This window comes from Streptomyces sp. NPDC102259 (assembly GCF_044766465.1).
Classification (GTDB): Bacteria; Actinomycetota; Actinomycetes; order Streptomycetales; family Streptomycetaceae; genus Streptomyces.
Genome location: NZ_JBIWMA010000002.1, coordinates 320,093 through 332,316, shown reverse-complemented (window position 1 = coordinate 332,316; position 12,224 = coordinate 320,093). Strand labels below are relative to the sequence as shown.

Below are 12,224 nucleotides of genomic sequence, written 5' to 3'. Positions count from 1 at the left end.
ATGACCACCGAGGGGGAGAAGACGACAGCGCCGGCCGGATCCGCCAAGCGGGCCCTCCTCGGCCGACTGTCCTGGGGGCTGGCCGACCAGGCGGCCTCCAGCATGTCCAACTTCGCGGTGGGCATCTACGTGGCCCGCTCGCTGGGGGTGACCGCGTTCGGCGTGTTCAGCCTGGCCTGGGTGACCTACGGCGTCGTGCTCAACGTCTCCCGCGGGCTGGCCACCGATCCGCTCGTGGTGCGCTTCAGCGGCGCGTCGGACGCGTCCTGGCGCGGGGCGGTGGCCCGGTCGTCGGGCACCGCGCTCGGCGTCGGCGCCGTCCTCGGCGCGGCGTGTCTGGTGGTCGGCCTCGCTCTCGGCGGCCGTGTGGGGCCCGCGTTCGCCTGCCTCGGCGTCATGCTGCCCGGGCTGCTGCTGCAGGACGCCTGGCGGTTCTCGTTCTTCGCCGCCGGCGCCGGGCGGAAGGCGTTCGTCAACGACCTGGTGTGGGGCGTCGCGCTCGTCCCGGCCATGGTCGTGGCGGCCCACGTGGGCAGCGTGGCCGCTTTCGTGCTCGCCTGGGGCGCGTCCGCCGCGGTCGCCGCCGCGTACGGCTGCCTCCAGTCCGGCATCCGGCCCCGCATGACCGGCGCGCGCGGGTGGCTTCGCGAGCAGCGCGACCTCGGCTACCGGTACCTGGTCGAGAACGTCAGCCTCAGCGGCGCGAGCCAGCTGCGGGCGTACGGGCTCGGCGCGCTCGTCGGCGTCGGCGCGGTGGGCGCGGTGCGGGGCGCCGAGCTCCTGATGGGCCCGTTCCTCGCCCTGCTGATGGGGCTGTCCCTGGTCACCGTCCCGGAGGCGGCACGGGTGCTGCGGCAGGCCCCGCGTCAACTGGGCAGATTCTGCCTCCTCCTCGGCGGCGGGCAGGCCGCCGCCGCGCTGCTCTGGGGCGGGGCGCTGCTGCTGATGCCGGACCGGCTCGGCGAACTCGCGCTCGGCGACGTCTGGCACTCCGCCGCGCAGCTCATCCTGCCGATCACCCTCGGCGTCGCGGGGGCGGGCCTGGGCACCGGCGCGGCGGCCGGGCTGCGCGCGCTCGGCGCGGCCCGGCGCAGCCTGCGCTCCCAACTGTTCGCCTCCGCCTGCTACGTCAGCGGCGGACTCGGCGGGGCGGTCCTGGCCGGCACGGTCGGCTCGGCCTGGGGCGCCGCCGCCGCGACCGTCAGCGGCTCGGCCGTGTGGTGGCTGCAACTGCGCGCCGCCCTGCGCGAGCGGCACCACGAATCCGTTCCCGAAGTGAGGACCTCATGACCGACCGACCCAGGCTGAGCATCGGCCTGCCCGTGTACAACGGCGAGGAGTACCTGGCCGAGTCGTTCGACGCCCTGCTCGGCCAGACGTACGAGGACTTCGAGCTGGTCGTCTCCGACAACGCCTCGACCGACGGGACCGAGGACATCTGCCGCCGGTACGCGGCCAAGGACTCGCGCATCCGGTACCTGCGGCTGCCCCGGAACATCGGCGCCACGCCGAACCACAACCATGTCCTCGCCGAGTCCCGCGGCGAGCTGTTCAAGTGGGCCTCGCACGACGACCTGTACGGCCGGGACCTGCTGCGGCGCTGCGTGGAGGCGCTGGACGAGCGGCCGGACGTGATCCTCGCGCACACCGGCCAGGCGGTCATCGACGGCGCCGGCCGGGTGACGGTCCCCTACGACTACACGCTCACCACCGACTCGCCGCACGCGCCGGAACGCTTCCGCAGCCTGCTCTTCGAGCCCGGTGGCGACGACTTCTACGGGGTGATGCGGGCCGACGTGCTGCGCCGGATGAAGCCGATGGACAGCTACCACCACGCGGATCGCACGTACGTCGCCGAGATCACCCTGCACGGGCGCTTCCACCAGGTGCCGGAGCTGCTGTACTTCCGCCGCGACCACCCCACCCGGGCCGAGCGGGCGAACCCGAGCAAGCGTTCCCGGTGCGTCAACCTGGACCCGCGCCGGGCGGGCCCGCTGCACCCGACGCCCCGGCTGCTCGCCGAGTACGTCTGGGGCTTCGTCTCGGCGATCCGGCGGGCGCCGTTGTCCCCGGCCGACCGGCGCGCCTGCTTCCGCCACCTGGCCGCGTGGGCGACCAGCCGGGTCCGGCCGGGCTCCGGCGAACGGGTCGAGGACCGCGCCCCGGTCGATCCGGCCAAGCTCACCGTCTCCGTCGACGCCCTGGTCGCCGGCCGTGAGGGGAGGCAGGCATGACCCCGGCGCACGAGACTCCGGTGCGCGTCGGGGTGTTCGGCCTGCTCGGCTCCGGCAACCTCGGCAACGACGGGTCGCTCGAGGCCGTGCTCGGCTACCTCCGCGCCGAGCACCCGAAGGCGGTCGTGGACGCGCTGTGCGGTGGACCCGAGGTCGTCTCGGCCCGGTACGGGATCCCCGCGACGCGGCTGCACTGGTACCGCGGGGAGTACCGGACCGCGTCGCGCGCGGGCGCGGTCGCGGGCAAGGGCCTGGGCAAACTGGTCGACGTCTTCCGCACCGCCGCCTGGGTGCGCCGGCACGACATCGTGATCGTGCCGGGCATGGGCGTCCTGGAGGCCACGCTGCCGCTGCGGCCGTGGGGCTTCCCGTACTCGCTGTTCCTGCTCTGCGCGAGCGGCCGGCTGTTCGGCACCCGGGTCGCCCTGGTCGGCGTCGGCGCCGCCGCGATCGGCAACCGGGCCACCCGGACGCTGGTGCGCTGGTCGGCGCGGCTGGCCGCCTACCGGTCGTACCGGGACGCCCCGTCCCGTGACGCGATGCGGGCGATGGGCGTGGACACCGCGCGCGACGAGGTCCACCCGGACCTCGCGTTCGCCCTGCCGACGCCGCCGGCGAGCGCGCCCTCGGAACAGACGCCGCGCCCGCCGGGCCCGGTCTGCGTCGGCGTCATGGCCTTCCACGGCGGCGACGACGACCGCGCCCGGGCCGAGGAGATCCACCGGCGCTATCTCGACGGGACGACCCGCTTCGTCCGCGCGCTGGCCGAGGACGGCAGGCCGGTCCGGCTGCTCACCGGCGACGGGGTCGACGTGCCGGTGGTCGCCGCGATCCTCGACGCGGTGGACTCGCCGCTGGTCACCGCCGCCGACGTGTCCTCGCTGGCCGACCTGATGAAGGAGATGGCTGCTGCCGACGCCGTGGTGGCGGCCCGCTACCACAACCTGATCTGCGCGCTGAAGGTCGGCACGCCGACGCTCGCGGTCAGCTACGCGGCGAAGAGCGACGCGCTCATGGCTCAGATGGGGCTGGGCGCGTACTGCCACCCGGCACGCGAGGTCGACGCCGACCGGCTGCTCGAGCAGTTCCGGGAGCTGGAGCAGAGAGCGGAGGAGCTGCGGCGGACCCTCACGGAGCGGAACCAAGTCGCCGCCCGGCGCCTCCAGGACCAGTTCACCGCCTTGACCGCGGCCCTGTTCCCGGCGACCGACCACCCCCACGCCCACACCCTGCGGGAGACTCCGTGAAAGCGACCGGAACGAAAGCGACCGGAATGAAGGCGACCGAAGTCCCGGCGATCGCCGGCGCCTACCTGTTCGAGCCGACGCCGTACGCCGACGAGCGCGGCTTCTTCTGCCGCACCTTCGACGCCGACGTGGTCCGCTCGGTGGGCCTCGACCCGAACGCCTTCGTCCAGGACAGCCTGTCCCGCTCGGTCCGGGGCGTGCTGCGCGGCCTGCACCTGCGCTCCGGCGCCGGCGAGGCCAAGCTGGTGCGGTGCTCGTACGGGAGGATCTTCGACGTCGTCGCGGACCTGCGGGCGGACTCGCCGACCTACCGCGGCCTGGGCTTCTTCGAGCTGTCCGACGAGACGCAGGTGACGCTGTACATCCCGGCGGGGTGCGCGCACGGCTTCCAGGCGCTGACCGAGACCGCCGACGTCTCGTACCGGATCGACCGCCCGCACGATCCGGCCGAGGACGTGACGATCGCCTTCGACGACCCGGAACTCGCCATTCCCTGGCCGCTGCCGGCCACATCGATGTCCCAACGGGACCGAGAGGCGCCAAGCCTCGCCGAGGTCCTGAAGCAACAATAGAAAGTTGAGGTCGGTGTGGACACAGTAGACACCGCGGAACTCCTCCTGCCCCGGTCGCGGATGGCGAACGAGCGGCTGCACGCCATGATCCCCGGGGGCGCGCACACCTACGCCAAGGGCGACGACCAGTACCCCGAGAACCTGGCCCCGGTCATCAGCCACGGCCGCGGTGCCCATGTGTGGGACATCGACGGCAACCGCTACATCGAGTACGGCTCCGGCCTGCGGTCGGTCAGCCTCGGCCACGCCCACCCCCGCGTGCTCGAGGCGGTGCGGCGGGAACTCGACCGCGGCGGCAACTTCGTCCGGCCGTCCATCGTGGAGGTCGAGGCCGCGGAACGTTTCCTGGCCACCGTGCCGACCGCCGAGATGGTGAAGTTCGCGAAGAACGGCTCCGACGCCACCACCGCCGCGGTGCGCCTCGCCCGCGCCGTCACCGGGCGTCCGCGGGTGGCCATCTGCGGCGACCATCCGTTCTTCTCCGTCGACGACTGGTTCATCGGCACCACACCGATGTCCGCCGGCATTCCGGCGGCGACCAACGAGCTGACCGTGGCGTTCCCCTACGGCGACCTGGCCGCCACGGAGGAGCTGCTCACCCGGTACCAGGACGAGATCGCCTGTCTGATCCTCGAGCCCGCCGGCCACACCGAGCCGCCGCCCGGGTACCTTGCCGGCCTGCGCGAGCTGGCCCACCGGCACGGCTGCGTACTGGTCTTCGATGAGATGATCACCGGCTTCCGCTGGTCGGAGGCGGGCGCCCAGGGCCTGTACGGCGTCGTCCCCGACCTCTCCACGTTCGGCAAGGCGCTGGGCAACGGGTTCGCCGTCTCCGCGCTGGCCGGGCGCCGCGACCTGATGGAGCGGGGCGGGCTGCGTCACTCCGGCGACCGGGTGTTCCTGCTGTCCACCACGCACGGGGCGGAAACGCACTCCCTCGCGGCCGCGATGGCCGTGCAGACCATCTACGCCGAGGAGGGCGTCACGGCGCGGCTGCACGCCCTCGGCGAGCGGCTGGCCGCCGGTGTCCGCGAGGCCGCGGACACCATGGGCGTCGGCGACCACCTCGTCGTCCGGGGCCGGGCCAGCAACCTGGTCTTCGCCACCCTCGACGAGAACCGGCAGCCGTCGCAGCGGTACCGCACCCTGTTCCTGCGCCGGCTCCTCGCGGGCGGGGTGCTGGCCCCGTCGTTCGTGGTGAGCAGCGCGCTCGACGACGCCGACATCGATCACACCGTCGACGTGGTGGCCCAGGCATGTGCGGTGTACCGCAGGGCACTGGACGCCGCCGACCCCACCCCCTGGCTGGCCGGACGACCCGTGAAGCCCGTGTTCCGCCGCCTGGCGTGACATGACGTGACATGACGCGCCTGCCATGACGTGACGTCAGCGACGCTGCCGCCGACCGGCGTCGGCCATTCGATCGACAGGCCGGTCGGTCATCCGATCGGCCGTCCGGTCGACCAGCCACCCGGTCGCCGGCATCACGGCCAGCGCGGTGCACCAGCCGCCGAGGACGTCGGTCGGGTAGTGCGCGCCCAGGGCGACCTGCGCCCAGCCCATGGCGGCACCGGCAGCCAGCGCCGCGGCGAGCACGAGCCACGTGCCGGCCGTCCTGCCGAGGCCGAGCCGGCCGGTCGCGAGCAGCGCCACCACGAGGGCGAGCGCGGTGGCGAAGGCGGTGTGCCCGCTCGGGTAGGACAGGTTCTCGCCGTGGATGGTGCGCCCCACCACGGACTTGAGCAGCGTCGCCGTCCCCACGGTCAGACCGACGCCGGCGACGACGAGCACCGCCGCGCGAGGACTGCGAAGCAGCAGGCAGACCGCCATGATGGCGATGACGAGCGGCGCCGCTCCCCCGGGCTCCCCCAAGAAGTCCGTGGCCAGGGCGATGTGCCGCCACGGCGGCCCGACCCCGTACAGCGCCGATCCGATCCGCGCGTCCACCGTGCCGGGCTCGCTGTCGTCGGCGAACAGGACCCCGAGCACGACGACCACCAGCGCGGCGAGGGCCGCGATCAGCCCGAGCCACGCGCGCAACGACGGGGGCACCACCGCGGGCGCCGACCGGCGGGTCACCCGCCCACCGCGTCAGGTCGGCCTACGGTGCTTCGCCGTGTCCGGCAGATGCGACGCACCTCCCCCTCGGCCTGTTCATCGCCTTGGCCAACGACCCCCGAATCAGGTGCTGTTCGCCACTCTGCCCAACAATGCCATGGCACTGCCCCACCCGCGACACCATCGAGGAGGGACGTGGCAGCTTTCGGGGCTCATCCGGCGGCCGCCATGAACACGCACGACATCGGCCGCGGCTGAACGCGCGCCGGAGTGCGCTCGGATCGGGGTGGCGCAGGTCGCCGCGCTCGTTCGCGAACTCGTCGGCCAGCGGCGGCCGTTCGGGCTCGTCGGCGCCGATCCTGTCGCTGAGCAGCAGGTCTTGCCCTTGACGCGTACGTCAGGGGTTAGCGTCTGCGCGCCGACAGCGGGGCCGGTCCGGCTGTCGGCGTCCACGCGCTCACCCCCTCGAACCCGTTGAGGAGTCCCGACATGGCCGCTGTCCTGCCCGCCACGACCCGCGAGATCCTGCTGACCGAGCTACCCGGCGGGCTGCCGGGGCCCGAGCACTTCACGCTCTCGCGGAAGGCGGTGCCCGTCCCCGGTCCGGGACAAGTCGTCGTCCGCAACCGGTACTTCCTCGTGTTCCCCGGCCTGCGCACGCTGATCGGCGGCCAGGCCGACGGCGTACCGCTGCCCCGCGTCCACGTCGGTGACGCGCTGTTCGGTCCCGCGGTCGGTGAGGTGGTCGCGGCCGGGCCCGGTGGCCCGTTGCGTCCGGGGGACACGGTCACGCATCTGCTCGGCTGGCGTGAGCACGCGCTGGTGGCGGCGGCCGACTGCGCTCCGCTGGGCGATGCGCTGCCCGACCCGGTGGCCCATCTGTCGTCCGGGTCGGCCGCCTACGGAGCACTGACCCGGCTCGTCCAAGTCCGCCCCGGGGACACCGTGTTCGTCACCGGCGCGGCGGGATCCGTGGGGACGCTGGCGGGGCCCGTCGCGCGGCTGCTGGGCGCGGGGCGGGTCATCGGGAGCACCCGGTCGCCGGACAAGGCCGAGCGGCTGCGGGCCGAACTGGGCTACGACGCGGTCGTGGTCGCCGGGACCCGGCCGATCGACGGGCAACTGGCCGCGGCGGCGCCGGACGGCATCGACGTGCTGCTCGACAACGTCGGCGGTGACCAACTGGCCGCGGCTGTCCGCGCCGGCCGCCGGGGTGCCCGGTTCGCGCTGGTCGGCGCACTGTCGGGACAGTTGTCGGCGGGCCGGGACGGGGGCAGCGCGCCCGCGGAGATCGACACCTTCCGGCTCGTCAACCAGGGCATCTCGCTGCACGGTTACAGCGGCCAGGACCATCCCGAGGTGGCGGAGGAATGGACCAGGCGCTTCGGGGTCTGGCTGCGCGCCGGCGAGATCGCCTTCCCGCACGTACGGATCCCGGGCATGGATGACGCGCCGCGGGCGTTGCAGGAACTGTTCGAGGGGCGCCACTTCGGGACCGTGGTCGTGGAGTTGCCGCCGACGTGAGGCGTCGTCGCGCGCGGTCGCGGCGACCGGGACCGAGGGCGCGAGGTTCGGACATGCGGATCGGAGACGCGGCGGCAGCCGCGGGGACCACCCCGCGGGCACTGCGGTTCTACGAGGAGCGGGGCCTGCTGCCACCACCGCGGCGCACCGCCACCGGGCAACGTGAGTACGGGCCGGACGAGGTGGCGAGAGTCCGCGTCATCCGTGAGCTGCTGGCGCTCGGGCTCACCGTCGAGGACCTGCGCGGTTTCGCCGACCGGATCGGCCTGCTGGTGGCGGATCCCCGGCGGCGATGCGGGCCCCCCGACTCCGGCGGGCCCGGCGCCGGGGTCGTCGACCGCAGGATCGCGGCCCTCGACGCCGAGATCGACCGCCTGAGCCGGCTGCGCGCCGGGCTGGCCCTGCTCGCCTACGAACGTCCCTGACGACACGTCTCGCGAGGTGAACGGCTCACCGAGGCCGCCGCCGGGAACGCCTCGACGGCGCCCCGGCCGCGCCCCGCCCCGCGCCCCGCGCCGGTGACGACCACGCCCCTGCCTTGGGGTCTCCCCCGACGCGGCTCGGTCACGGCCGCTCCCGGGTTCGGCGGCGGGCGGCGGGGATCGGCACCGGGTCGGCGCCCGTCACCACCGTGTTGGACACCGTGCCGATGCCCTCGACGGTGAGCGTGACCGTGTCGCCGGGCTTCAGCGGCGGCGGCGACTGCTCTGCGCGCACCCCCCACAGTTCGGCCAGGCAGCCTCCGTTGCCGCAGGTGCCCGAGCCGAGCACGTCGCCGGGGCGGACGACGGCGCCCCGCGAGGCGTAGGCGACCATCTCCTCGAAGGTCCAGCTCATGTTGGACAGCAGATCCTCGCCGACGACCTCGCCGTTCACGGAGGCGGTCAGCGCCAGGCGCAGGAAGCCGTCGGCGTCCCGGTACGGCTCCAGCTCGTCCGAGGTGACCAGGTACGGCCCGAGGGTGGCGGCCGTGTCCTTGCCCTTGCACGGGCCGAGGCGGACCTGCATCTCACGGGACTGGAGGTCCCGGGCCGACCAGTCGTTGAGGATCGTGTAGCCGATGATGTGGTCGCGGGCCTGCTCCGGGGTGAGGTCCCGGCCCTCGCGCCCGATCACGGCGGCGACCTCGAGTTCGAAGTCGAGGGCCTGGGAGCCGGGGGGCACGGGCACGTCGTCGTACGGCCCGATCACCGCGTAGGGGTTGGTGAAGTAGAACGTCGGCGCGTCGTACCAGGCCTCCGGTACCCCGCCGGAGCCGTCGATGGAGCGCCGTACGCCCTCGACGTGCTCCTCGAAGGTGACGAAGTCCCGGAGCGTCGCCGGCTCCAGAGGGGCCAGCAGCCGGACGTCGGCGAGCGGGACGGCCGGTTGCTCGGGGCGCGCCCCGAGGGCCGCCTCCAGCGGCGAGACGCCGTCCGGCAGGTGGCGTACGACGGTGTCCTCGACGATCCCGCAGCGGCGGCGGCCCGCGTGGAGGTAGGTGGCTATGCGCATGCGTCGCTCCTCACACCGGCGGGGCGACGAACACACCGCGGTCGACGTCGTTGAAGGACTCCTTGGCGACGAGTTCGTTCATGGGGTTGGCGGTGCCCCACTGGTCGGCGATCTCGGGCCGGGAGAAGTCGTAGACGTGCGGGTGCCAGGTGTCCTCGTCCAGCAGTTCCAGCTCCGTCGTGTACTCGACCGTGTTGCCCTGCGGGTCCAGGAAGTAGGTGAAGGTGTTGTCGCCGGCCGTGTGCCGGCCCGGGCCCCAGAGCTTGCGGGCCCCCGAGCGGATCACCCGGCCGGAGCCGCGCAGGTACTCGTCGATACCGCGCATCTCGAAGGAGACGTGGTGCAGCGAGGTGTGCGGGCCCTTGGCGATCGCCATGGAGTGGTGCTGGTTGCTGATCCGCATGAAGTGCATGGCCTCGCCCATGCGCGGGTGCATGAGGGTGTCGGAGAGCCGGAAGCCCAGGTGGCGCTCGTACCACTCCCGGGTGACGTTCAGGTCGGGGGAGTTGAGGACGACGTGCGAGAGCTTGACCGGGATGGCCTCCTTCTCCTCGATCCTGCGGTGCCGCCGTACCTCGACGTCCGCCGAGACCTCGACGGTGCGGCCGTCGACGTCGAAGAAGCGGAAGCCGTAGCCGCCGCCGGGGGTCTCGACCTTGCCCGGCCGCGAGACCAGCCGGACGCCCCCGGCGAGGAGGCGCTCGGCGAGGGTGTCCACGTCCGCCGCGCTCGCGGCGCCGTAGGAGACCAGGTCGAGGCGCTTCTCGTCGGCCTTGCGCAGCCGGACGACGTAACTCTCGGGGCTGCCCTCGGCGGCCAGGAAGGAGATCCCGGAGTCCTCGGCGACCTTGGTCAGGCCCCAGACGCCGGCGTAGAAGTCGAGCTGCCTGTCGTAGTCGGGCACGGCGAGGTCGACGTGCCGCAGGTGGGTGAGCAGACGCATGGGGTCAGTCCTTCCGGAGGAGGGCGGCGGCGTTGCCGCCTCGTACGGCGTGGAAGTCGGCGTCGGGGAGCCGGGCCGCGCGGAGCGCGCCGACGGGGTCCTCGGTGCCCATGTCGAAGGGGAAGTCCGAGCCGAGGAGTACGCGGTCGGCGCCGACGGCGCGGACCAACTCCCGTAGGACGTGCGGGTCGTGGACGAGGGAGTCGAAGTAGAGCCGCCTGAGGTAGCTGCTGGGCGGGTGGGCGCAGCCGGCTCCGGCGTCGGCGCGCGCCGACCAGGCGTGGTCGGAGCGGCCGATGTGGGTGGGCAGGTAACCGCCGCCGTGCGCGGCGATCAGCTTCAGCCCGGGGTGCCGGTCCAGTACCCCGGAGAAGACGAGGTGGGAGAGCGCGACGGCGTTCTCGGTGGGCTGGCCCACGGTGTTGGACAGGTACCAGCGGTCCAGGCGCTCGTCGAGCGTGCAGCCGAAGGGGTGCAGGAAGAGGATCGCGCCCCGCTCCTCGGCCCGTGCCCAGAAGGGCTCGTACGCCGGGTCGGACAGCTCCCGACCCGGGGCGTGCGAGGAGATCTCGACCCCCGACAGGCCCTGTTCCAGAGCATGTTCGAGGGCGCGGACGGCCAGGTCCGGGTGCTGGAGCGGAACGAGGCCGAGCCCCTTCAGCCGGTGGGGCGCCCGGGCGCAGTGCGCGGCCGTCGCCTCGTTCGCGAGCCGGTACACCTTCTCGGCGCTCTCCTCGTCCGCCCAGTAGTGGTAGTGCGAGGGCGACGGACTGACCAGCTGCACATCGACGCCCTGCGCGTCCATGGCGGCGAGCCGCACGGTGACGTCGGTGAGCCGCGGGACGCGCTCACGGACCATGGGACCGCTGACGGCCAGCGAGGCGGGGCCGTTGCGCCGGGCGTCCAGCTCCCTGGCCGCGGTCAGACCGGGGAGGCCCGCGACGAGGGCCTCGACCTCGGGGAGCAGGACGTGGGCGTGCACGTCGACGGTCGGCGACGGGTGAACGGTCACGGCAGTTCCTTGAGCATCGTCATCGTCCGGCCGATCAGGCCCGGGACGTCGGCGTCGCGGACGCCGTCCAGCTGCCACCGTCCGAGCCGCACGGACGCCTCGACGACGGCCCGCACCCGGGGGATGCGGCGCTCGTAGTACCGCTGGAGCAGGTCGTCGTCCCAGTCCCGGCCGCCGGTGAGGAGTTCCACGAGAACGGAGGCGTCCTCCAGGGACATGGCCGCGCCCTGCGCGAGGGTGGGCGGACAGCAGTGCGCGGCGTCGCCGACCAGCACGACCCGGCCGCGGTGCCAGGAGCCCTCGACCAGCAGCCGGTCGAACCAGGTGTAGTTGACCTTCGCCGGGTCCGTGATGTGCGGGGTGATCTCGGCCCAGTGACCGCCGTATCCCCGTGTGAGCCGGCGCATCTCGTCGGCGTGGTCGGCCGGGTCGATGGTGGCCCGGTCGCGGCAGGCCTCGACGACGTAGGCGTAGAGGGTGTGCTCGCCGGTCGGACAGTAGCCCGCGATGTACGCCGGGCCGCCGTACGCGAGATCGGTGCGCACCAGGCCCGGGGGACGTGGGGCGGTGGTGCGCCAGATGGCCATGCCGGTCGGCTCGGGTTTCGCGGTGATGCCGATGGCGGCCCGGGTCGCGGAGTTGAGCCCGTCGGCGGCGATGACCAGGTCGTAGCGGCCGTGGGCGCCGTCGCTGAAACGCACCGAGACGCCCTCGGCGTCCTGGTCCAGGGTCTCGGCGGTGGTGCCCAGGCGGACCCCCGCGCCACTGGCGCGGACGGCGTCGATGAGGATCTGCTGCAACCGGGGCCGCTGCATGCCCAGGGTGGCGGGCAGGTCGTCGCCGCCGGTCCGCAGGTCCTCGGCCTCGTGGAGGAGGGTGCCGTCGGGGGCGATGACGCCCAGCGAGCCGAAGGCCCAGCCGGCGGATTCGACCTGGTCCCGGACGCCGAGTTCGCGCAGCACGCGCAGCGCGTTGCCCTGGAGGGTGATGCCGGAGCCGGTCGTGGCGTTCCAGTCGGGCCTGGCCTCGATCAGGTCCACGGTGACGCCTGCGCGGCGCAGCAGGACGGTGACGGCGTTGCCTGCGGCGCCGCCGCCGATGACGAGGACCGTGCGGGGTGTGGTCATGGGAAGCTCCCTT

The 12,224-nt window shown here is 73.5% G+C and carries 12 protein-coding genes; 7 read left to right on the top strand and 5 right to left on the bottom strand.

Annotated elements, in window-relative coordinates; genetic code table 11:
* Genes ACIRPU_RS06090 through ACIRPU_RS06070 form a run of 5 tightly spaced genes read left to right on the top strand, consistent with a single transcriptional unit; the run spans nt 1 to nt 5,403 of the window.
* A complete protein-coding gene (locus ACIRPU_RS06090) occupies nt 1–1,290 on the top strand; it encodes a hypothetical protein (RefSeq protein ID WP_403863542.1) in 1,290 nt (429 codons plus the stop codon).
* Complete coding sequence (locus ACIRPU_RS06085; protein ID WP_403862298.1) at nt 1,287–2,234, top strand: glycosyltransferase family 2 protein; 948 nt, start codon at nt 1,287–1,289, stop codon at nt 2,232–2,234. Before ACIRPU_RS06090 ends, ACIRPU_RS06085 begins: the two co-directional genes overlap by 4 nt.
* A complete protein-coding gene (locus tag ACIRPU_RS06080) occupies nt 2,231–3,481 on the top strand; it encodes a polysaccharide pyruvyl transferase family protein (RefSeq protein WP_403862295.1) in 1,251 nt (416 codons plus the stop codon). The genes ACIRPU_RS06085 and ACIRPU_RS06080 overlap by 4 nt, the downstream gene beginning before the upstream one ends.
* A 26-nt stretch (nt 3,482–3,507) precedes the next feature.
* Nucleotides 3,508–4,053 (top strand): dTDP-4-dehydrorhamnose 3,5-epimerase, encoded by a 546-nt coding sequence (gene rfbC / locus ACIRPU_RS06075; RefSeq protein WP_403862292.1) that lies wholly within the window; start codon nt 3,508–3,510, stop codon nt 4,051–4,053.
* Nucleotides 4,054–4,068: 15 nt separating this feature from the next.
* Nucleotides 4,069–5,403, top strand: a complete 1,335-nt coding sequence (locus ACIRPU_RS06070) for a glutamate-1-semialdehyde 2,1-aminomutase (protein ID WP_403862288.1) — start codon at nt 4,069–4,071, stop codon at nt 5,401–5,403.
* A gap of 36 nt (nt 5,404–5,439) precedes the next feature.
* Here the strand turns inward: ACIRPU_RS06070 and ACIRPU_RS06065 are convergent, their stop codons facing one another.
* Nucleotides 5,440–6,132, bottom strand: a complete 693-nt coding sequence (locus ACIRPU_RS06065; RefSeq protein WP_403862285.1) for a phosphatase PAP2 family protein — start codon at nt 6,130–6,132, stop codon at nt 5,440–5,442.
* Nucleotides 6,133–6,600: 468 nt separating this feature from the next.
* Between ACIRPU_RS06065 and ACIRPU_RS06060 the strand changes: the two genes are divergently transcribed.
* Nucleotides 6,601–7,635 (top strand): MDR family NADP-dependent oxidoreductase, encoded by a 1,035-nt coding sequence (locus ACIRPU_RS06060; protein ID WP_403862282.1) that lies wholly within the window; start codon nt 6,601–6,603, stop codon nt 7,633–7,635.
* A gap of 53 nt (nt 7,636–7,688) precedes the next feature.
* Entirely contained in the window at nt 7,689–8,060 is a 372-nt protein-coding gene (locus tag ACIRPU_RS06055; protein WP_403862279.1) for a MerR family transcriptional regulator, read from the top strand.
* A gap of 139 nt (nt 8,061–8,199) precedes the next feature.
* On the opposite strand, the gene ACIRPU_RS06050 is transcribed toward ACIRPU_RS06055, so the two are convergent.
* The 4 genes from ACIRPU_RS06050 to ACIRPU_RS06035 are packed head-to-tail and all read right to left on the bottom strand — an operon-like array spanning nt 8,200 to nt 12,211.
* Entirely contained in the window at nt 8,200–9,129 is a 930-nt protein-coding gene (locus ACIRPU_RS06050) for a fumarylacetoacetate hydrolase family protein (RefSeq protein WP_403862275.1), read from the bottom strand.
* 10 nt (nt 9,130–9,139) lie between these two features.
* Nucleotides 9,140–10,072 (bottom strand): VOC family protein, encoded by a 933-nt coding sequence (locus ACIRPU_RS06045; RefSeq protein WP_403862273.1) that lies wholly within the window; start codon nt 10,070–10,072, stop codon nt 9,140–9,142.
* Between the two features lie 4 nt (nt 10,073–10,076).
* On the bottom strand, nt 10,077–11,084 hold the full coding sequence (locus ACIRPU_RS06040) for an amidohydrolase family protein (protein ID WP_403862270.1): 1,008 nt from the start codon (nt 11,082–11,084) through the stop codon (nt 10,077–10,079).
* A complete protein-coding gene (locus tag ACIRPU_RS06035; protein WP_403862267.1) occupies nt 11,081–12,211 on the bottom strand; it encodes an FAD-dependent oxidoreductase in 1,131 nt (376 codons plus the stop codon). The genes ACIRPU_RS06040 and ACIRPU_RS06035 overlap by 4 nt, the downstream gene beginning before the upstream one ends.
* Nucleotides 12,212–12,224: the final 13 nt, after the last annotated feature.